Annotated in this window: 17 protein-coding genes and 1 pseudogene; 5 read left to right on the top strand and 13 right to left on the bottom strand. The window is 56.0% G+C overall.

Annotated elements, in window-relative coordinates:
* The first annotated feature begins 268 nt into the window (after nucleotides 1-268).
* From ACDH77_RS07420 to ACDH77_RS07410, 3 genes are all read left to right on the top strand, one after another.
* Nucleotides 269-2083 carry a protein adenylyltransferase SelO family protein gene (locus ACDH77_RS07420; RefSeq protein ID WP_372353806.1) on the top strand — a complete coding sequence of 605 codons (1815 nt, stop codon included), beginning with the start codon at nucleotides 269-271 and terminating at the stop codon, nucleotides 2081-2083.
* Nucleotides 2073-2504, top strand: a complete 432-nt coding sequence (locus ACDH77_RS07415) for a toxin-activating lysine-acyltransferase (RefSeq protein WP_372353805.1) — start codon at nucleotides 2073-2075, stop codon at nucleotides 2502-2504. The genes ACDH77_RS07420 and ACDH77_RS07415 overlap by 11 nt, the downstream gene beginning before the upstream one ends.
* Nucleotides 2505-2566: 62 nt before the next feature.
* Complete coding sequence (locus tag ACDH77_RS07410) at nucleotides 2567-3844, top strand: ABC transporter permease (protein ID WP_372353804.1); 1278 nt, start codon at nucleotides 2567-2569, stop codon at nucleotides 3842-3844.
* A 100-nt stretch (nucleotides 3845-3944) separates the two neighbouring features.
* Here ACDH77_RS07410 and ACDH77_RS07405 read toward each other — a convergent pair whose 3' ends face one another.
* The 9 genes and pseudogenes from ACDH77_RS07405 to ACDH77_RS07365 form a co-directional block, all read right to left on the bottom strand.
* Nucleotides 3945-4529: a hypothetical protein gene (locus ACDH77_RS07405; protein WP_372353803.1), complete on the bottom strand. Its 585-nt coding sequence runs from the start codon at nucleotides 4527-4529 to the stop codon at nucleotides 3945-3947.
* A 116-nt stretch (nucleotides 4530-4645) separates the two neighbouring features.
* Complete coding sequence (locus ACDH77_RS07400; protein ID WP_372353802.1) at nucleotides 4646-5170, bottom strand: hypothetical protein; 525 nt, start codon at nucleotides 5168-5170, stop codon at nucleotides 4646-4648.
* A 37-nt stretch (nucleotides 5171-5207) separates the two neighbouring features.
* A complete protein-coding gene (locus tag ACDH77_RS07395) occupies nucleotides 5208-6023 on the bottom strand; it encodes a hypothetical protein (protein ID WP_372353801.1) in 816 nt (271 codons plus the stop codon).
* Nucleotides 6024-6129: 106 nt separating this feature from the next.
* Nucleotides 6130-8346: a peptidase domain-containing ABC transporter gene (locus tag ACDH77_RS07390; RefSeq protein WP_372353800.1), complete on the bottom strand. Its 2217-nt coding sequence runs from the start codon at nucleotides 8344-8346 to the stop codon at nucleotides 6130-6132.
* Nucleotides 8343-9640, bottom strand: a pseudogene (locus tag ACDH77_RS07385) (HlyD family secretion protein). The gene ACDH77_RS07390 and the pseudogene ACDH77_RS07385 overlap by 4 nt, the downstream one beginning before the upstream one ends.
* A gap of 303 nt (nucleotides 9641-9943) precedes the next feature.
* A complete protein-coding gene (locus tag ACDH77_RS07380; protein WP_372353894.1) occupies nucleotides 9944-12883 on the bottom strand; it encodes a peptidoglycan-binding protein in 2940 nt (979 codons plus the stop codon).
* A gap of 740 nt (nucleotides 12884-13623) precedes the next feature.
* Complete coding sequence (locus ACDH77_RS07375; protein WP_115676829.1) at nucleotides 13624-14085, bottom strand: hypothetical protein; 462 nt, start codon at nucleotides 14083-14085, stop codon at nucleotides 13624-13626.
* Nucleotides 14086-14124: 39 nt separating this feature from the next.
* The gene (locus ACDH77_RS07370; RefSeq protein WP_372353799.1) at nucleotides 14125-15828 is read right to left on the bottom strand and encodes a type IV secretory system conjugative DNA transfer family protein; all 1704 of its coding nucleotides are present in this window, start codon (nucleotides 15826-15828) and stop codon (nucleotides 14125-14127) included.
* 165 nt (nucleotides 15829-15993) lie between these two features.
* Entirely contained in the window at nucleotides 15994-16335 is a 342-nt protein-coding gene (locus ACDH77_RS07365; protein ID WP_372353798.1) for a helix-turn-helix domain-containing protein, read from the bottom strand.
* A gap of 150 nt (nucleotides 16336-16485) precedes the next feature.
* On the opposite strand from ACDH77_RS07365, the gene ACDH77_RS07360 reads away from it, so the two are divergent.
* Together ACDH77_RS07360 and ACDH77_RS07355 are read left to right on the top strand one after the other, a co-directional pair.
* Nucleotides 16486-16797 carry a hypothetical protein gene (locus ACDH77_RS07360; protein WP_115676827.1) on the top strand — a complete coding sequence of 104 codons (312 nt, stop codon included), beginning with the start codon at nucleotides 16486-16488 and terminating at the stop codon, nucleotides 16795-16797.
* 48 nt (nucleotides 16798-16845) lie between these two features.
* Entirely contained in the window at nucleotides 16846-17238 is a 393-nt protein-coding gene (locus ACDH77_RS07355) for a hypothetical protein (RefSeq protein WP_115676826.1), read from the top strand.
* Nucleotides 17239-17462: 224 nt separating this feature from the next.
* On the opposite strand, the gene ACDH77_RS07350 is transcribed toward ACDH77_RS07355, so the two are convergent.
* The 4 genes from ACDH77_RS07350 to ACDH77_RS07335 form a co-directional block, all read right to left on the bottom strand.
* On the bottom strand, nucleotides 17463-18353 hold the full coding sequence (locus ACDH77_RS07350; protein ID WP_372353797.1) for a MobA/MobL family protein: 891 nt from the start codon (nucleotides 18351-18353) through the stop codon (nucleotides 17463-17465).
* Between the two features lie 104 nt (nucleotides 18354-18457).
* Nucleotides 18458-18958 carry a hypothetical protein gene (locus tag ACDH77_RS07345; protein WP_372353796.1) on the bottom strand — a complete coding sequence of 167 codons (501 nt, stop codon included), beginning with the start codon at nucleotides 18956-18958 and terminating at the stop codon, nucleotides 18458-18460.
* 31 nt (nucleotides 18959-18989) lie between these two features.
* On the bottom strand, nucleotides 18990-20114 hold the full coding sequence (locus ACDH77_RS07340) for a DUF4062 domain-containing protein (protein ID WP_372353795.1): 1125 nt from the start codon (nucleotides 20112-20114) through the stop codon (nucleotides 18990-18992).
* A gap of 57 nt (nucleotides 20115-20171) precedes the next feature.
* On the bottom strand, nucleotides 20172-20609 hold the full coding sequence (locus ACDH77_RS07335; RefSeq protein WP_179465965.1) for a hypothetical protein: 438 nt from the start codon (nucleotides 20607-20609) through the stop codon (nucleotides 20172-20174).
* Nucleotides 20610-21206 lie beyond the last annotated feature (597 nt).

The raw sequence follows: 21206 nt of genomic DNA, 5'->3' as shown, positions 1-21206 counted from the left end.
GATTATTTATTTAATCTTCGCGCTACGGTTGGGTCGGCAATTGCGCCCCCTACGTATTATTAATATTTATACTAGAAAATGAATAGAGCCTGTACAGATCTGATTTTGCAATGCCCTGTGCCGATTTCAAGGCAATGGTCTATGCAGCCGTGATGTCCCGTGGTTTTCGGAATCCAAGCAGCAGAAGGACGAACTGCCGTCAGGTTGGTAGCATTGCCAAAGCCGATCGAACGCGAAGTCGCAACAACTGCAGAAAGAAGGACGCGAAATGCCCAATGACTACTGGGACATGGATGACAAGAACGCCCCCAACCTGTTGAACCTCGCCAGCGTGAGCACTTCGATGCTCGTGCCCTTCCCAGTGGGAAAGCTGCCAGATGCTTCCGTGCTCTGGCTCAATGAGCGCTGGTTTCATGACTTGGGCATCGCCATCCACGACAAGCCCACTCGGACCAGCATCTCAGCGTCCTTGCTTGAACGCTTCGCCGTGACCTCTATCGAAGCTCACTGTGTTGCCGGCAGCTTCGGCGGACGGACACTGGGCGCTGATCGCTATGGTGGGAGCGGTGGGGCAATCCATGGAGGGAGTGGCCGCTGTGGCTCCGATGGCATGCTCATCGCCAAAGGAACCGGCCCCACGCCATTGGTCTCCGAGGCCCATGATTGGTCACACTCCCATGGCTGTCTCTATCTTTACGATGCCATTCGCGAGGCAGTTGCCAGCGAGATCCTCAACGCAGAGCTCCCCCACGGGGCAGTCCCCATCGTTGCCATCATCGATGCCGGCTTCTCCCTGGCACGCACCGATGCAGACGAACCGGAGCGGTGCGCCATTCTGATCAGGCCCGCTTTCCTGCGCTTAGCGCACTTCGAGCGCAGCCTGTATTTCGGAACATCAGGCAGCGCAAACAGCGATCAATTTCAAGATAGCCTGCGGGTCAAAGATGCCATCCACTTTGCCGACGAACACGCGCAGCTCGATGCCGGCAATCCCAACGGCCTAGGCGTTGACTTGTCTGAGCTCTACCTGCGCCTTGCCGAGCAGATTGCCGCAAGTCGCGCGCATCGCCTCTGGACCGGACGCCCGACAAGCGACAACATCACATTGAACGCGCAGTTCCTGGATTTCGGCGGCTTCCGCGCAGTTCCCAACTGGAAGCATGGCACCGATGGGCATCGTCACTTCTTCGGCGATGAGATGCGTGATGTTCGCCACTCGCTTCCCTCGCTTGCCTATTTCTTCAAGAAGTATTCCCGCTTTGACAAGGCAATCGCCAACATCGATCAGCTGCTTATCCAGATCGAGCATCACATGGAAGCTGCGTTTCTCCATCACTGTGCAGAAGCGTGTGCCTTGCCTGAGTCAAGCCCAGAGGCGTTGCATTTCAAAGCGCTCATTGCGCGCTACTACCGCGAGCAACAGCGCATTGACTATGCGTTCGATCAGCCCACGAAGCACGGCGAGCGCCACGATTGGCTCTCTGACCACCTCAGAGGCAAAGCAACCCGGGGGTCTCAGATTGGCGAGGAGATCGCAGCGTTCGTGCGCGCACTTCCGAACTCAGATCTTCATCTTTGTGCGGCCAACCGCTGGCTGAGACCACGACCACGCCTTTCCTATCGCGTCTCTAAGCGCCGCGCGATCAAGCTGGTGCGGTCGATCCTCGCCGATCGGTCGTCGGGACCCGAGCGGGTCTCGGTCTTTATCGCAACCGAGGTAGCGGTCTCGCGACGGGTTTGGAGAGGCTTACCACCACACTGGCTTGTCCTAGGCTACGCAAGCGATCACGTGTCCACCACCTTGTATTTCTTTGATACGCATCGTATGGCCTATACAGTCCAGCTGGAGGGGCCACGCGTGCATGGCGGAACACTGCTTTTCGGTGCCGAAGTCGCAGATGAGACACTCGGCATCACCAATTCTGGCCATCGAACCGTCGTGCTTGCCGACTGCGAACCCACCAGCTATCTCGTAGGTCTAGGCTTGAACGGGCGTGCAACAATTCCTGCCGCACTGCTCACCTTCCCAGACGCTGCCGTTGCAGCGCAGACATTGAGCTCAACCACCGCCCATGCAACCTAATGCCGTTGATGCGCAGGCGCTTGGCCTGGCAATGCAACTTCTGTTCAAGACTGATCGCAAGAGGTTCAGTATCGCAGCTGCCTATGTATGGCTATGGCCTGCGATTCGCCTAGGCCAGCTCGTGACGATCGAAGACGAAGATGGGGTCTGGACCGGCTACGCCTTATGGGCTTATCTGACGCCTGAAACCGCCAATCATTTGGTTCTGCAAGATCCCCCGTTCTTACCGATTAGCGACTGGAACGAAGGTGATCAACTCTGGATCCTGGATTTCGTGGCTATGCCAGGGCATCACCGACGCCTGGCGAAGGCACTCCGGGACCGCTTGCGCCCTCACTTCAAGCAAGGGCATCGCTTGGTGCGAGATAGGACGGGCGCTATCCTGGGAACCAAGACTTACACCCTTCGCAAAGATGGCTGAGGAAGACACGTTGCTTCCTTAATACGAATGGACGAACCGAAGCGACAAGGCAGTTGCAGCCCATGCAGGAAGTGACATCAAGGCCGACCAAGGCCTGGACTGGATTTTTGTTCCTGGGCTTCGGTTCTGGTTTGCCTTATCCGCTGATCGGCAGCAGCTTAGGCTATTGGCTCAGCGAAAAGTCGCTTTCGATCGCAGTCATCGGCGCCTTGGCTTGGACCGCCCTTCCCTACTCTCTCAAATTTCTCTGGGCCCGCCATCTCGACCAACGCCATGCGCCGGTCGTTGGAAGCACCATGGCGCACCGTCAGGGCTGGATTGTCTTGTCTTCGGTCATGGTCGCCCTCTCTCTCCTGGGCTTTGTCCTGAGCGTTGTCGCCGGCAGCCTTCCGCTGATTGCACTGAGCTGCATCGCAGCAGCCTTTGGCGGTGCGACCCTGGATGCCTCAGTCGATGCGTTCCGGATCGAAAAAGAGGCAGTGCACCAGCAGCCAGCCAAGCTCCTCACTGCCTACCAATTTGGCTACCGCATTGCTCTACTGCTGAGCGACGGTCTGGTGTTCTTGCTCGCAGCGCGGCTGTCCTGGCAAGTTGCTTATGCACTTCTGCTTCCCCTGATGTTGGTGCCTATCTGCGGAACGCTCTTTCTGCAATCTGCCCCCGATAGCGTCCTTACCCCAGGTCGCACGAGTGCGGAGAAGCAGGGGGCTCCGTTGGTGTCGCTTCGACCCTCCACGCTCCAAGGATGGATCGCGGTGGTCGTCTTCATCGGCTGCTATCGCCTACCGGACATTCTTTTGGGTCCCATGATCAATCCTTTCTTCTATGCCCTTGGCATTGGAAAGAGCGTGGTCGGATCCCTTCATATTTGGCTTGGGATCCCTGCGGCCTTCCTCGGAATTTTGGCTGCAGGCACAAGCTTGAAGCGCATGTCCTTGAGCACGACCATTCTTGTTGGCGCAGCTCTCCAAGCCCTTGCCCTCCTCGGTCTTGCATCGCTCTCGTCGAACGAGCAGTCTGCTGAACTGCTTTGGGCTAGCGTTATTCTTCAAAACCTTGCTAGTAGCTATACCGGCATAGCCCTGGTTGCTTACATGTCAAAGCTGGTCACGCTTGGACGCGCAGGTGAGCACTACGCTTGGCTAACCAGCTTTTACTCCATCTTCGGCAGGGTGCTTGCCGGCTTTTCAGGCCTTGCAGTGGCTTATCTCACCACGCGCTATGGACAAAGCCAGGGCTATGGCACTTTCTTCATCGGCATCTGCCTGATGTGCGTGCCTGCCCTCCTCGTCTACTTGCTCATCATTCGGAATAACTTGAAGGAGCGACCAGAGCCGTAAGTGCCATCACGCTGTTGCCTTGCAATGACCTTGGGCTGTTTACGAGAACATGTAATGCGTAAGCTCAGTCGTTATGCACAGGCCGGTGCAAAAATGAACACTATTTACTTGACGTTTGAGTGACAGCATCCAAACCATCACTCAGCCTCGTCGAAACCGTCAGCCCAGAAGCACAAGGCGAGGTCACGTCCGTCGTCGAGACATAGATTTTATACGGCCCTTTCGTCAATGTCGCTGGTTGGGTCCAAGCTGCATTTTTAATCACGGCCCGAGGCTCACGTATGCCTTCCACAAAAGCATATTTTTTAACGATATCACTATATCTTTCACAGCCTCGGGCTTTTTTGTCAGTAGAAATTACAGCTAGGGCAGCTACTGTCCAAGCCTGACAACTTTCATCACTGCGATGAACGCCGAAGCTCAACGCTGTTACCTGGGACTTCTGATCATTCAATGAAACCCGATAGTGACGACGAAGGGGCTCGTCTCTGACAATCTCGGTCTTGCCGGCTCTAATTAATTTGTTGACCTGAGACTCTTCAACAATAGCGCCGCTACTGAATAGCGACACCAGTTCGTCAAGCACTTTTTCTGAACCATAGGCGTCACCACAGAATGTGGTCGATACTAAAATAGAAAAGGCCACGATAGTTGAGGACCATACAATACTCTTATACAATTTCACTCCGGCCCTCATTGCATTTAAAGCGCTTCAAGTGTTGTCTTGAAGCCTGCCCAGGTGTCGGCCCAGATTAGCGCTAACCAATTAGATACCTAATTGGCTAGCACCAGCGGACCTCATCAGTTTCGACTTCTTGTGAGACCAAGCAAGCACTCGCCCTTCGAGCTCGCCTTTACATATACCGACGTTTCACCAAGATTGGTTTTATAGAAGACATCCTTACTAACGTCGGCGAGTGGCGCATGGGGATTGGGTGGCAGGACGTATGGGGTGAGCGCAAATTTCTGCTTGATCTTAGACACTTCATAACAGCGCCCAGGAGCGAGCTCCATATACATAAAACTCACTCCTTTATCGAGTTCAGGCGGGACCCTGAACTCAACGAAGGAGATCGCATACTGATCCCGCGTCTTGAACGTATTTGAGCGGAAAGCAATGTTCAATGATCGAATTGAACCCACCTGATGGAAATCACTGAGTCCAATTTCGCGAAAAAGCTCATAGTTTACCGACTTGCCAGGATCATATATTTTACTAATCACCTCATCCAAATTTAATTCCGAGTCTTTACTTTCAGCATGTGCGCCAGCACTCATTGAGAAAAACAGAACTACCAACAAGGCCAATTTAGATTTTATATACATAAGCACTCCTCTCACAAACTACAAATTTACCAGAATGTTACCCACCGGCAGGAGCGCGCGTCCTATCCCAGTAACTCCCATAATATTGCTCATACGTCATATCATCTGCAGTATCATTGGGCGTCCCATTTATATCAATTCGCTCGCCATTTCTGAAAGATTCGCCGATTTGCGCTGAAGCTGTATCCCAATTTATCTGACCAGCCTGATATGCGTCATATGTCGCATTATAAGATGCCACATTGGCGGGATTTGCAGGAATATTCAAACTTACTCCCTGCGCAGAAAGTTCTCGTTGGACAGCGATGGAATAGATTGTTGCTTCGCCTTCAGTAGCCAAGCCCATATTGATTGCTGACGCTCGATCTGCGACCGTATTCCACTCCCCATCAAAAAGCGTATGTCCCAGCTCATGCGTCAATTGTGCTGCGGTATCGCTCGGACTAGCGTAGGTTTTAACATATACAGTCCCGCCGCCCGTGGCAGCAGGATCCGTATGAGAATACGTATCAGTAGCCACTATTTTAAAACCCTTCGACTGCGCCACCTGAACCAGCCCTTCCAGGGTTGCTGACTTATTAACTATTACATCGACCTCTGCACCTAGATCCGTCGTCGTATTTTTGTCTGTTGGATCCGGGAGGCCGCCGCCGCCAGTGCCGGGAGGCGTGATTGGCCCCGGCTGCTCAACTGGCGGTGAAGGAGGAATAGTCGGAGGCGGACTCGGAGGTGGACTCGTAGGCGGGTTAACCACAATTGGTGGAATCTCAGTGGGAGGTTCGCTTGGATCGACGTCCGCAGCGGCGGCTGCACCTGCCACTAGTAACAGCTCTTCGTTTGTCAATTCTCTCATTACAGCGCTCCATCCTGTGAGTAGATTTTTTTCCTGATCGTTTTTTCTATTGAATGTTCCATATCTCTTTTTCCTTTGAACTTATTTTGATAAGCGTTGTAACTCCTCATTGTTGACTGGACTTCTCAGCCGTTTCCCCGGCCTCGTCCTGTTCAAATTTGCTGGGCTGCTCTTTGATCAAAGGCCTTAGGATCCCGCCCACAAAGAGATAGTGCATATCGCACATCCGAGAGATGTTCTTGTCGTGCGTCACGATGACTGTGGTCGCGCCAATGCTCCTGATGTTCTTCATCAGCTGTATGCCCATCTGCTCATCAACCCCAGTTGTTGGCTCATCCATCAACAACAACTTGGTGCGCCTGTAAAAGGCTCTGGCCAAGAAGATCCGTTGTTTTTGACCGCCTGACAGCGTATTTCCCAAGTCGCCAACTCTGGTGTTGAAGCCCATTGGCATACGCTGAATATCATCGTGAATGCATGCCAATTTCGCGGCCTGCACGAGGCGTTCCTGGTCAATGTGCTCATCGAACATAGAGATTTTTTCCGACAGCGTTCCCGACAACAGATTGTCTCCCTGCATGACGATGCTGACCTTGCTCCGGTAGCTCGACTTACCGACCTTCCGTAGATCCTCTCCATTGACCAAGAAGTCTCCGACTTGAAGATCTTCAAGCCCCGCCAGAACGCGGATGAGTGTGGTCTTGCCCACGCCTGAGTTCCCGACGATCGCAATCACTTGGCCTGCCGGAGCCCTGAGCTGCAAAGCGCTCATGATCCACTTGTCCGTGGACGAGTAGCGGAAGTAGCCATTGACAATGGCAATGGTAGGCGCGGCATCTTCCAGCGCGCCGTTGCCATGCAAAAACGACTCAGGCTCGCTGTGGGTGATGTCTGAAATCCGCTCGGTGTGCAAGCGAAGCAGCCGCAGCTGCATCAAGTAGTCAGCCAGGTTGATGCTGCGCTGGCTGAACTGGGTCGCATAGATCAGAAAAACCGTCAGCACCCCAATCGTCATATCCCCACTGAGCACCAACCGGGTGCCTTCCCAAATTACAAAGATGCGGCACAGGCCCTGGATGAGAAGCTGGACAGAATCAAAACCAATGCGGATCCGCTCAGCCCCGATGGTCGCGTTGGTCGCTTTCGCGCTGTAGTTCGTAAAGCGCGACGCCCAAAGCGCTGACTTGTTGAACAGTTTGATGGGCTGGATGCTTCGGACCGTCTCGTAGAGCAAGCTTTGCCGGCGTGCATCGATGTTGATCTGGTCGAGGTTGGCCTCTTTGAGTTTGGCGTAGTAGGCGTAGCGCGAACCCACATAGGCAATGGTGAAAGCCAACAAGGCGAAGGAAAGCGGCGCGTCGTAGCTCATCAAGAGCAACAACATGAGGAAAGACATCACCCCATCGATGACCGCTTCCAGCATCTTCGTCGTGAGTGACTGCTGGATGGAGTAGATCGACTGGAAGCGACTTGAAATATCCCCGGTATGCCGCTTCACGAAATACGACTGGGGTAGCGACACCAGGTGACGGAACAAGTTGCTGCTCCACCGCAAGCCGGTGGTGGAAGAGATCCACAGCAAGGTCCACTTCCTGGCAACGGTTAGGACGAGTTGGACCAAGAGCACGATCGAAAAGCCGATCGCCAATGTGGTGACCAGGCCATCGTCCTTGACGCTGAGCACCTGATCCATGGTCAGTCGCAGATACTGCGGCGCAATCAGCGCACAACCTTCCAAGAAAAGCGCCAAGATGCCCACAACCCAGAACGCGGGCACCAGGGACCGAAGCGAGCCCGAAAGATCGCGAAGCGACACCGATGGCACGCTCTTGATCTTCTTGAAGGCCGGGCCTGGATGCGCTTCCAACGCAATGCCGCTAAAGAGTTCATCGAACTCGTTGAGCTTGATCTTCTTGACGCCTGTTGCGGGATCGCTGATGTGCACATGCCCGCCCCGCACAGCCGTCAGCACGACAAAGTGTCCGTGGTGCAGATGGACCATGCAAGGCAGCGACAGCTTGGGCAGTTCGTAAAGTTCCAAGCGAAGCGGACGCGTTGTGAGCCCATTGGCATCAGCGATTTCAATCAGCGAAGCGAGCGTTGCCCCACTGGTTGACACCGTAAAGCGGTTGCGAAGCTCCCCGAGGCTCGTTTCATGGCCATAGTAGGAAAGCAGCATCGCAATGCAGGCCAAGCCGCATTCACTGGACTCCGTCTGGCGGATATGCGGCACACGGCGCTTTGATGAGAACACCAGGCTTGGTTCAGCAGAGCGATCCGGCTCGGCATCGCCATTGGCGGATGGTGGCAAGACGTCCTTCATCGCTTTTCACCCGTCAAGCGCGACCCCATGGTTTGGAAGGGGTCGAACATCCACTCCCAGATCTTTCGGCCCTCCAAGATCAGTTCCGCGTCCACCTCCATCCCCGGCAGGAAGGACTTTGCTTCTTGGGCGACTCCGATGGTTTGAGAAGGCAAGGCCACCTTGGCGGTGTAAACCGGCTCGGTGGGTGACTGGCGACCATATCGGCGCTCCAACTCACCGAGGGGACTCGTTTGCGTCGACAGCGATGCGATGCGCCCCTGGATGGCGCCATATTTTGCTTTCGGGAATGCGGCGATGTTGAGCAGCACCTCAGTGCCGACATTCACATGTCCGATGGCCCTGGAAGGAATAAGAATTTCAGCTTCGAACACCGACTCGCTTGGGGTGATGGACGCGATGATCGAGTCGGTGCCAATGCGCTGACCTTGGGATGCATAGATTGCTGCAACGGTGCCGCTCAAGGGTGAGGTGATGGTTTGCAGACGATCGGACTTGGCTCTTGCCACTTGATCTTCGATCGTGGATTTCTCACGCTCGATCTCACTCGCTTGTCTGCTGGCGGTTGTCTTTATCTCGGTGATTTCACCCAGCAATGCGGCACGCTGATTACGAAGTGTGGACTGCTGCGCGCGGGCATCCTGGATCTCCGCCTCTGCATCCAAGAGAGCATTTTCGTAGGTGAGGTAGGTGTATTTGGACACATACTTCTCAGCAAGCAGCGGCTCAATGGTCTTCAACAGTTCTTTGTTCTTGGCGTATTTCTTTTCCAAGATTGAGATCTTGCGAGCGACTTCCTGCATCGCACCGCTCGTTTCTTCGACTTGACGCGTCAGTTCCCGCTCGCGCTGGCCGGAAAAGTCATGCGTTTGCAATTGCTCCTTGGTCAGCTCTTCTGATCGGGTGAGCGCACGCTTGATCGTCTCATCGGATAAAGAGCGACCCGCTTCGTTGGTGATGTCGGCTGACAGCTCCGCAAGCACTTGGCCCTTGTTGACCAAGGATTGGGCTTCAATGTCGTTGAAAGGATGAGGCCAGGCGTTCCACTGCGGATGTCCACTCGCCCATGCGTCGAGATGATCTGGCCCGACACGTGCTCCCGCTTGGAGTAGGACGCGGTCAGAACAAACGTGGCCAGCAAGAGGAAAAGCACACAGCCACAGCCGATCCAGATCCGGATGGACGAGGGAAACGCATCTTTTAGGTCGCCGAGTGTGGAAGTTGTCTCCGGCCCCTTTCGCTTGCGAAAGAGCGGTTGTTCTGCGTCATCCGTCTGACCTGACTCGCTATCCATAGCACCTACACTTCGAGATCTACTGCACAACTTGCGTGAGTTGAGGCTACCCGCGCAGACATTAAAATTACATTTGCGTTTTGTTGATCTGGCGTTGGCATTGGCGCCAAACCTAAGGTTGCAAGCCCCACGTTATTGCTTTTTCAGCAACCAAGGGTTGCGTCAAGCGAAGGTTCGTTGCGCAAAGCGCAGCCACACATTGCGGAGTCGGACCACGGCGGATAGCGCAGAGAACGCGTCAACATCAACTTAGAGCACGTGCTGCTCCTAGTCGTTATCACGGCGATCTAGGCTTCCACCACATCAGCCACCGCCCCCATCACCACTGGACGCGTCTGACATCATTTGCTGCTGAGAGTGGGCAGCGAGCGTCATTACGGGGCCTGTTGGGTTCTTGTCGATTTCTTCGCGCTCGCGCTGGAACTGCACCATCTCCTGCGCCCGTTGTTGATCCAATGCCTCCGTCTTCTGCAAGGTCTCCTTGATGCCAGGCGATGGCGGGTTGAGCGCGGTTTCCGAGTGAAAGCCGGGCGTTTTTCCAAAGACAAAGGCGACATCATCTTGGATGGTCACTTTGCGGAGTTGATCCGCGCGCTCGATCCCTGACTCTTTGACGGCATGGAGCACTTCGGCGGTTTTCTCATCGGAGGTGCCTTTCGGAAGTTGTGCCTGGATGGCAGAGAACAACGCGTAATCCCGATGATTAGAGGGAAACGCCTGCTGAGCGACATCTTGGAAGGGCCTCGCTTGCTCGACCCGGTCCTCATCGTTCATACCTGGGTTTGAACGCCCACCAGCCCCACCGAAGCTCGGCGATGACGTATAGGAGGACGACGTGCGCTCAGGCAAGACGATCTCTGCCGGCGCTTCGCTCTGTGTTGGGATTGCCGGCGACGGCGCTCGCACCGCCTCTTGCTGCGTTGCCTGCAATAGAACAGCCGATGGCGCGTCGTTCTGCGGCATTCCTACTCGGGCTTGCTGCTCGCTGCCCTGCTCCACTGCTGCATTTGCCGATGCAGGCTCCGTGGGTTTCAGAGCTTCTCGGCGCGCGTGTTGTGCCTGGGACAATGCAGCATCCAAGTCTTGGCCGGCAACGCCCGTTGCCGGCAAACCTTGTTCCTGCTGGAACTGCCTCACGGCATGTTCGGTCTCTGGACCGTAGTGCCCGTCTTGCGGCACGACCTGGCCGTTTGGACCACGCGCATCCACTTGCTGCAAGCGATATTGCAAGAACTCAACCTCTTGCCCTCGGTCGCCCAGGCGCAGCCCTTCCACTTCCTGAAATGACGGCGGCGTTGGAACAGTTGCCTGGGTTGGGGTTTCCTCACGAGACGTGAGAGCTGATGAAGGCGATCCGACACTCGGCGCAGATGCGCTTGCAGAAGCTGGCGCCACTGCCTCTGCCTTCGGCTGGACTGCGCCGGCTGCCGAGGGTGCGGCAACCTCAGGTGTTCGGGTTTCTTGGGGTTCGCGTTGCGGGATAGGTTCGGGCTTCGGTTCGGCAGGCTTGGCAACCGGACGAGTCTCTTCCTGCACTTGCGCATTAAGGGGTGCAGGCACCATAACTGGGGCCGGCGTTGCCGTCTCCGCAACAACAGGCCCCTCGGGTGCGCGTGCAGCGTCTCGATCCCGCTGCGCCTCAATGGCTGCCTGAGGCGCTTGGCTTTCGTCTACACGCGGAGCTGTGACCGTCATTGCTGCGAAGCTTGCGACCTGTTGCGCTTCTTGCGTGGAAACACCCTGCCGATTGGCCTCCCGCAAGGCTTGCTCATAAGCGTCACGTTCTTGGGGCGATTGCGCTTCAATGCGCAGCTCGGGTGCACCCGTCGAAGGTGGTTGATCCTGCCGAACTGATTGCACCTGCCCAAGTGCCTGATGGATCTCATCAGTGCTGGTCGTTGCTGCAACACGCACCACACCATCGGCGTCACGGCTCAAATGCTGGATGGGGCTGTCCACCGAGTATTGACCGGTCGCATCACGCTCCAATGCCAAAGAGCTGGTCGCTGCATCGATCCCGTTTGCCTCACGTGTCCGTTGCACCGCGAGCTGGATCGCGCCTGCGTTCTGAGCATTAGGCGCAACGCCATAGGCGGCATACGTCGCTTCAGTATTGGCCTGGTCTTGTTGCTGCGCCGTTGGCGTTTGCCGCGCGGGCATCTGTGCCATCGCCTGCGCATGCTGCTCCAAGGCCGGTTGCAAGCGTTCACGCGTTGCATTGAGTTCCAACGGGACATTGCCTTCGGCAGCAACGCCATCATGCCGCCATTGGCCTTGCGTATCGCGCTGATACTGCCTGCCGTCCGATGCTTGCAGTGAGTCGGGGTTTAAGGCGGCTTGCACGGCCGCTGGCAAGGGGCCAAAGTCGTCCCAACCATTGCGCTGATAAGCAGCTTGATACGTCGCGGCAATCGCAGCTGGGCCACGGGCAATGTTGGCGTCAATCACCTGGGCTGCTTGCTGGTCCAACGCGGCACTTCGCTCGGGGCTTGCTGGATCCACCGTCCAGATGGGACGATCGTTCCGGTCGACTTCATCGGCGACCATCCGTGACCACTGGCCACTTGCCGGATCATGCCTCCAATCCCGTGCGTAGAGATGCGCCGCATCTGCGTCACTGGATGGCTGCACATAGGGATTACTGGGTTGCACCTTGCCCAGCGCCTGCTCGGTCGCTTCGCTACTGGCGTGATAGTTCAGCTCGCGCGCTTTTTCTGGCAGCGCGAACATGCCCTGCTTCTGTTGGGTATCCACGCCATCGTTTTGCAGGTCGGCTTTTTCTTGGCGAAGCCACTGGCTGCCGTTGAACTCCCAACTCACGCCCTGCTTGTCGGTCTGTGTATAGATCTGGCGGTTGTCCCAGAGCGTCACCGCTTTGTCGGCAGCAGCACTGAACAAATAACCATCGGCCACCACCAGCGCGACGGGCCCGGCGCCGGTTGTGCCAACAACGGCGGCGGCGGCGGCGCCTCCCGCCCAGCCGCCGGCACCTCGGGCAGCAAAGTGCAACGCTTCCGAACGCGCAGCGGTGAGGTTGTCTTGTGCCAACAGCGTGCCAACACGCTCGCCGGTTTGAGACGCATCGTAGGCGGTCGCGGCAACACCCAAGCCCGCAAGCCCTGCTGTCATCCCGGCGCGACGCAAGCCTGGGATCTCAGGCTCAGGCGTGGTCTGGATATTGCGTCCCTGCCACTCATCCCAGCGCTGCTGACCCGCTTGGGCATGCTCGGTTGGCGGTTTCATGCGCTCACTGAGCGGAAGCGTGCTCTGGTCTAACGCCTTCGATGTTCCTTCAATGGCCGTTCCACGAAAATACTCTCTGTTGTCGAGCCTCAGAACTTTGTTCTCGCGGAGCGCATCATCACTGGCTGGGATGCGCAGCATGCCCTCGTGTTCACGCGCACGGGCCACGATCAGCTCAAAGGCTGCTTGCTGACCGAGCCGGTCTTTCACACCGGCCAGCGCTTCACGCGGAAGGCCCTCAATCGAGGTGACGTTTGGATTGGCAAGAATGCGAGGCACTTCAATTTCGCCAAAGACACGGCTTGGCTGAGCGTCGCCCACGATGGCATGAACCTCACCTACGGTTGCATCTGCAAACCGTCCAGACGCATCTGCCCAAGGACCTTGCGTGGGGTGGTAAAGCCACTCTGTGGCAGGCCCCCGATGAGACCCATCTATCAGCTCACGAGGCGAAATTTCGTAGATGTCGGCGAGCGCGGTATAGAACTCGCGGGAATTCAGAAACTTCGATGCCTGGCTTTTATCGATAACCCGGATGTCTTCGCCAGATTCGATCATCGATCCAATGACATCAGTCGACCAGATGTCCTTCGCTGCCGGGCCACTATAAAGAACAGTGACCTTGCCTGAGGCATTTGCATCCACCTGAGCGGCGAGCGACCGCAGCGATTCTGGTGTTTGGTAATCGCCAGGGTTCTGACGAATTCTATCGATTGCGTCCTGGGCAGATATCGAGCCATTCACACCAAGCACCCCTCATCGACTTCAAAAACGATGTGGTAGTCCGTGTTCCTGGAATGGACGCCAAAATCCTTGTATGCAAGCAAGGCTTCTTTGAGGTCAACTATGAATCGCTCCTTGTCGGCCTTGAGATGCTCAGGCAGTCCCTCTCCTCCATTGATCCACATCAGTCTCCAATGGGACCAGCCGGGCTGACCTCGCGCGCCTCCACCGTCGACCAAATCCAGTCTCAGCGTCAGGAGCTCTCCATGCCAATAGAAGGAAAATTTCGTCTGGTTTCTGACTTCAATTTCAGTGCCGCCACCGTTTGCGACATTGCGCAAATACATGTCGCGATCACGATCAATTGTCCAGTCTCTTGCATTGGTGCCACCGACCACGAAGTCTCTGTCGATCGCTTCTAGGTCGTATTTAACAACATCTGGCTCAGGAATAAATTCATTTACAAATGGCATCTTCATTTCCCGGCAATGGCTTGGATTTTTCGTCAAGAGCTAATTTCATGAGCCCGAGACGGCGGCAGATAATTTCTTCACCTCGGCTTTTGGGAGCAGCCGTTTGGTGAAGTAGGTATCTTCGTAATACTTAATCTTCTCGCAGAGCACCGGGCTTGGGATGCCTTCATAGAGGAAGACCTCCTTGTCAAAGCCCATCGCTTTCAACTCTTGCGGCAGCATCAAGGCACGGCGTTGCTCGGTTTCGGAGTAGGACACACTGCTTTGCTTGCCACTCGTGTGCGACTTGTTCTTCTTGCGCACCGTGGTGTAGCCAAGCATGTCCGAGTAGTCGTTGGCGTCTTGCTGCTCGCGTGGGGCGTAGACGATTTGCAACGCATGGTTGGTGATGATCGTGCGCGAGACATCCTTGCCATAGGTCGCGTCCAGCTGCGCCATGCTCTGGATGATCGGCAGCAAGCGGATGTTGTAGCCGGCCATGTAGCTCACCGCGCTTGCAATGATGTCGACCCGGCCGATGGACGTGAATTCGTCCATCAGCAGCAAGCACTGGCGTTTGAGCGCCGGGTTGTTCTGCGGCAATTCTTTGGTGTTGAGGTTGATGAGCTGACTGAAAAGCAGATTGATCAGCAAGCGGCTTTCGGCCAGCTTGTTCGGCTGGATGCCGATGTAGATGCTCATCTTCTTCTTGCGCACATCGGTGAGCAAAAAGTCGTTGCCGCTGGTGGCCGCATCCAGGATTGGGTTGATGAACTGGTTGAGCGGCTCCTTGAACGTGCCCATGATCGAGGCGAACGTCTCTTCGGCTTGCGAGAGCAAATTGTCGAACGCCATCTTGGCGTCGCGGCCCAGGAAGTCGCGCTGAGAAAGCTTTTTAAGGTAGCCCTTCAAGTCGCTCCCATCCCCAGACGACACGCGATAGAGCAAGCCAAGGGTTGGGAACATCCAGGTGTCTTTCGGGTGCTTGCGCTTGATCTGATCGTCCAAGCTATCGAACAGATAGAGCGTAAACGCCATGAAGGCGTTGCGCGCTTGGCTCACCCAGAACTTCTGGGCGTCAGAGCCGTCTGGATAGAGCATCGCCGCGATACTCATCAGGTCCGACACGCGAAAGGCGGGATCGGGCGAGATGTAGCTCAGTGGATTCCAGCGGTGGGTGCGCCCGTCTTCGGCAAAGGGGTTGAACAAAAAGACCTCTTGGCCTTGGCTCTTGCGCCAGCCGGAAGTCAGATCGAAGTTTTCCTGCTTGATGTCCAGGACCACCACCGAGCCTTGGTAGTCGAGCAAATTGGGGATGACGATGCCCACCCCCTTGCCCGAACGCGTGGGCGCGGCCAGGATCACAAACTGCTGGCCGGGCAAGCGCACCAACTTGCCGCCGTGCTTGCCGACCACGATGCCGGTTGGCGACGGCTTGAGCATGTCCTTCTTGGCCAGATCACTGCCGGAGGCAAAGCTCGCGTCGCCATGCAAGGCGGCGACCTTTCGCTTGAACAGCGGGATCAGCAATGCGATCCAGGCCAGCAGCGGCACACCGAAGCCGAGGGCGCCAGCCAGCTTGATCTTGGTGGCATAGGGAGCGAACTGCGGGAGGTCGAGCGCTTTGACGTAAGACCAGTAGGTGCCGACGGTGAGAGGACCGGCCACCTTCAACAGCATCAGGATCAACTGACCGGAGAGGTAGACCCCTGCGGTGAGGGCGATGAGCAAGAGCGCGATGGCGACACTGAGCTTGATCTTGCCGGTCATGACGCGCTGCCTTCCATCTGTGATCCCTGGCTTGTTTGAAAACGACCGTCCGCTCGCAAGATTACAGGATCACATCGCCCGCTTAGATCGGATGGGTGTTGGCATCTGTGTAGGAATTGTCTGATCTGCACGCAGGCCAAGACACCAGCAGCGAGGTCCGATGCACTATGGGCTAGGCGGATCGCTGCGCTGGGCTTTGAGCTGCAATTCGGCGACGACCTTTCGCTGCTCCTCGACGGAGAGCTTGGCGAGCGCTTGGATGGCGTCTGCCACCTCATCGGTCTCGGCGAAGAAAGCAGCCAGTGGCATGCCGAGGGCATCGGCCAAGCGCTTGGCGGTGCGTAAATCGCACTCGTTGACGCCGTGCTCGTAACGATTGATCCGCGTGCGGGCCACCTCAGCGGCTATCCCGGCTGCCACACCTAAGGCCTCTTGGGTCAGCCCAGCAGCCAGGCGCGCCTGTCTTAGGCGGTTGGCAAAGATGAGGCGAGCGTCTTTCGGATCCAAAAAGTGACCACAGGCATGCAATGTGACGAACGAGCATGGCGCCTCCCACTTGTGGTGTCTGTTACTTTTTCAGTAACATGGCCGCGCGTCAAGTTCAAGCCTTCCCATTGCCGAGGCACCGCCCTCTCCTCGCCCCCCTTAGGAATCTGTATGCGCAAAGCACGCCTTGCCGTTGTCGGGATGTTGATCGCCTTCTTGGGTGCCTGCTCGGGAGGTCGCCCATCGCAGTCTGAGCGGGAATTTGCCTTCTTGCAGTTCGTCAAAGAGAACAGCAATGACGAGGCCAGGATCGAAGACTTCAAGAGCAACCAGTGCCAAAAGGCGGACGGTGCGCCCAGCTACACGTGCGATGCCAGCGCCAAGGTGAAGGCCTTGGGTCAAGACTTCGGCAATCAAATGGACGGGGTCTACACCTTCACCAAGGTGGGCGGCACTTGGAAGATCACTGCCCGCGTCCAATAGCCGCCGTTGGCGATCAACGGCGATCCCATCCTTTCCTCAGGAACTCACATGACGGTCGGCACTTTTCTTACCCTGGTCTTCTTCGCTGGCTGCGCCGCGATCTTCTTGGTGCTTGCCAAAACGGTGAAAACGCGCAGTGACAACGCAACATTTGACCATGACTTCCAGCGGTTTTATGGCTACAAGAACACGCGCATTGCTGTGTCAACAGCCCGCTCATCGATCAAGTTCAAAGCCGGCAATCGCATCAAGGCGTATGCGCTGAGTGATGTCCGGTCCTGGGAAAAGCACTGGCACAACTACAATCGCGAAGGGACGCTGACGCTCAATGTCAAAGACATCGATCATCCCGTGTGGACCATCAAGTTCGGCAACGAGACCGAGATGAACCGGTGGTATGAGCTGGTCAGTCAGGCGGTCAACGAAAAATTGAAGCTTTGACCGAGCGACCATTGGGCTAGGCGACTGGGCTTGACGGCGAAGGCTTCTCTGCTACGAATCGAAGAACCACAACACTGGATTCGTCATTATGTCTTCTGCCGTCCACTCCCCCGCTATGCCCCTCGACCAGCAAGAACATCAACTCCGCCAAGCTCATGTTGAAAGCTGGATCGCCCAACAAAACGCAGCCGGCTTTGGCGTTGACCAGCACATGGCAGACGCCCTCAATGCGTATCTTGATGGCCGCTTCGATCTTCTTGGTTTGCTGACAGAGCTTCGTCGTCCCTACTTGAACTGAGCCCGCCAGTGGGTGACAACATGATGGGCACCTGCGCCACCGAAGCCTCATTAACAGAAGTGTCCATGCCTGGCCCTTGGTGCTCACGCTGGGCCTGCTCCGCCGTGTGGCCATCCGGCACGCTCAACAGTCGCCCATCTTGGCGGTAGCGGGACAGAAGCTGTTCGAAGCTTGCTTGTCCTTGGACAAAGACCCCGTTGCCTCGCATCGCCCCTAAGCGTTCCGTCAAGGGCCGATGCTCAAACGATTTTCCAATGCCGGCTTGGGCAAGGTGTGCATTGATCCGGTCAGCGATCATGGCGCGGATCCACTCGACTTCCTCCTTGCCATTCATGCGCCCGTCTAGCACACGCGTCTTTGTCGTCAGCCCCGAGGCTTCCATTTTTCGCGTCGTGGCGAGCAAGTGGCAATAGAAATATCGCGGATCGTCTTTGATTGGGCGATGGTGACTCGCTTGCAACGCAAAGCCAAAGCGCTCAATCAGGCGATGCGCGATATCGAGCACTAACTCCCAGCGCTTGGGGTCATCGAGTTCGTGCGGCAGCGCAACCGCGAAGTCTCGGCAGACGGTGCTGTTGCAGCGTCGCTCTGCAGCTTCTGCAGCGGCCCAAAGGGTTTGCGGGTCATCCGCCCATGCCGGCGAACCAGGTGGTGCCACGCAACGCGACTGGATGATGCCCGCCCTACCCCGGTAGTCGTGGCGCGCACCTGAGGTGGGATCGGTGAGCAGATAACCACCGCGATATGCCGCTGCGGCAAGCGCCGAATGCCCTTTGGCTCGGCTGTAAGTTTTGATGCGGGTGTGATAGATGGCCATGTGTGTTTCCTGAGTCAAAGTTCATCAGTTCTGACTCAAGATTTAGCAAGGCTCAAGAGCGTAAGACAGCTATTTTCGAGGGTTCTACTTTGCCTGTTATGGAATCAGGACATACTTCGATCGACCTCAAAGATCCGCCCCAAGCTCACGAAAGGCTGGGCGGGATGACAAAGCTCAACACTCCATTTAGCAAAGCGCTTGACCGCACCACGGGGATGGTCACCAAGGGGCTGTCCATGCATGCCAAAAGCGATCTTGTCGCCGTCTCCCCATTGGCTAGGCATCTGACCAACTACCACAGGCCCCACTGACGTAAGTGAGAGTGATGCTGTATCCACCACATCATGCGCTGGGGGCACTCCGTCCTTCACTGACGCGAACCATTCGAACGGTTCGGCTAGGGTCACACATGGCCCCATGCCATCTCCCACCTTAAAAAGCGAACCTGCGCGCTCGCCTTGGAGCATCAAGAAAGCGAGAACAGGCTCGGCTTCTTCCTGCTGATTGTTGACTAACAGCACCCAACTCTCTCGGAACAGAAAGATGCTGCCAGGCGAAAGATCATTGGGAAGCCGATCTGCAAAAGCTTGTGCGGGAACGCTCATTGATTTCTCCCGGTTGATGTCCTACTGGATCTCAGTTGATCCAACGACGGCGCAGCAGCACGACCAGATCTTCTCCCATTCGCTGAGCGTCCATGGATAGCGCTTGCCTGACTTGGTGGGCCGGTGAAAGGAGCACCGGTTCTTGATGCTCTCCCTGTCGCCAAGGCACTTGCATGCTGTTAGGACTCGCTTCGTGCTCTGCGCGGGTCCTCCAAGCACCAGCATGCTCTCCCAGCAATCGCACCGCAGGAACGACATGGCTAAGCCGTTCGGTGGGGTCAATCTGACCCAGAAGCCAAGCGGCATAGGCGATCGCCGCTTCGAGCTTCTCAGCGACGCTTTCTTCCAAGACGACCGGTAGCCCCATGCCGCGCTCTGGCGGTGGAATAGGCAAACTGATCAGGACATCTCCGTTGGACCAAAGTCGGATCGACGCGCCGTCACTACGCTGCGCTTCCTGGACCAACACGAGCGCCTCACCGTTCAAGCCCGCCTTCATCCCCAGGCTCCGATCAAAAACGGCTGGGACTCCAAAGAGTGCATGCTGTTGCATAGCATCCAGAAGGGGCTGAGCTTCCATCTCGGCGGGGCGAAGCACTGTTGTATCCGGTCCAGCTGCAACAGCAAGCTGCAAGACCGTGCCACTTTGCTGATAGCCGCGCTCGATCCGTGGGAAGAGCGTCAGTGCACGATCGCGCAATCCTGTTGGATCGAGGGGCGCCACGGCCTGCGTCAGCTGAAACTGATGGATGGCGCGAGTTGCCTTTTGTCCCAGTTCATCGGCTGAGACAAAGCCGTCCCAGAGCTGACCACCTTGCCAATTGCCGATTTCTCTAATTAAATCGGCTTGATCCGGTTCCGCTTCCATGCCCGACTGCACGAACATCAGGAGTGGCTTACGGTTCCGGGCCTCATACACCTCTTCGTGCGTCGCCGAGACGCCTCCTGCCTGCTTGGCGCCGTAGCGAGGCCCAAGAACGAGGATGACAAGGTCCGCCTCGCGCACACCATTGAGGCATGCGACTTGGGGAGAGCTGGCTCGGGCGCCGAAATCCTCCGCCATGATCGCCTGGTGGCCTAGCAACTCGATCGCCTGCTTGACCGCTGCTCGCTCGGCTTCCATTCCGGTGATAAGCGAACTGATGAAGATTTTCATATCGAACCTCCTTAGTCAGCAGACGATATCCAGATCGCGGCATTCTCAAAATGAAGACTAGGCCTTTTGAGAAGTGAGGTCCAAGCGACGCTCTGTTCGGTCGATCAGCGCCTTCTGGCGCGTGATGTAACCCTCTCCCTTCCTCAGGCGCGCGATCATGCCAAGCGGATAAATCACACACCCGTAGATCGACAGGCCAAGCAACCCTAGCCCTGGCACGATCCACTTCGCTCCGTCGGTCATAAAGGCCAGTGGGGCAAGCATGATCGCAATGCCCAAGATCCCAAAGCAGCAAAGCACTTGGATTAGCAGGAACTGCACAATATGGAACTTGTCTTGGCCAAGGTGCTCAATCTTCCGCAGCTCAGCTCGATTGATAGCTAGGCTTATCCGATCGTTCCAGAAGATCGCTTTGCCGTAAGCCCAACGCGCTAAGTAGATGACTGTTGAAGCCACCACGCCACCGATCACCGCTTGTGCCAACCAGTTGTCCATGCGTTATCCCCGTCAGTGAGTTTACGGGCTCCTGAGGTCTGCGTGTCAGCCCCTGCCCCAGGGCTGATCTCAACCGAGTTATGTCTCAAATTCTGCGACTCCCACAAACTGACCGCTATCGGTCTGGAAGGACGAAACTCGGATTGCCTAACTGCCTTCTTAAGATAGATTAGATTAGGCAAGCCGCAGCTCATTTATCTGGCGTTCATTTTATTTGCGTGAGATATCTCTCGCTTTTCGTCATTTTGTTACTTTTAAACACTACAAGCGCATTGATGGTTTAAAGCCCTTTTATATAACTGCAATCATTGGCCTATATAGCTTGTCGATGAAATATTTTATGAAAGTCAAACTGAAAATACAGCTGTTTGAATGGCAATTATTGAGATCGCCTTAGGCAATCATCGGCACGAAATTTCTGTCCTATTTTATCATTGACAGAAAATCCCCTCCCCTTATCAAACGTCTACCTCCTTAAAATTGGATTGTAGATGCACTTTAAACACTCTCAACTTCACAAGTATTTGCAGCACCCCAAAGGTCAGTTATTTATCCGAAGCATTCGCATCGGCAAGGTCGAATTCAATGACATGGTCG

The organism is Xanthomonas axonopodis pv. maculifoliigardeniae (genome assembly GCF_041519315.1).
In the GTDB taxonomy this organism is placed as follows: Bacteria; Pseudomonadota; Gammaproteobacteria; order Xanthomonadales; family Xanthomonadaceae; genus Xanthomonas; species Xanthomonas euvesicatoria.
The sequence above is the reverse complement of the archived record's forward strand: the minus strand, read 5'-3'. Positions and strand labels throughout refer to the sequence as shown.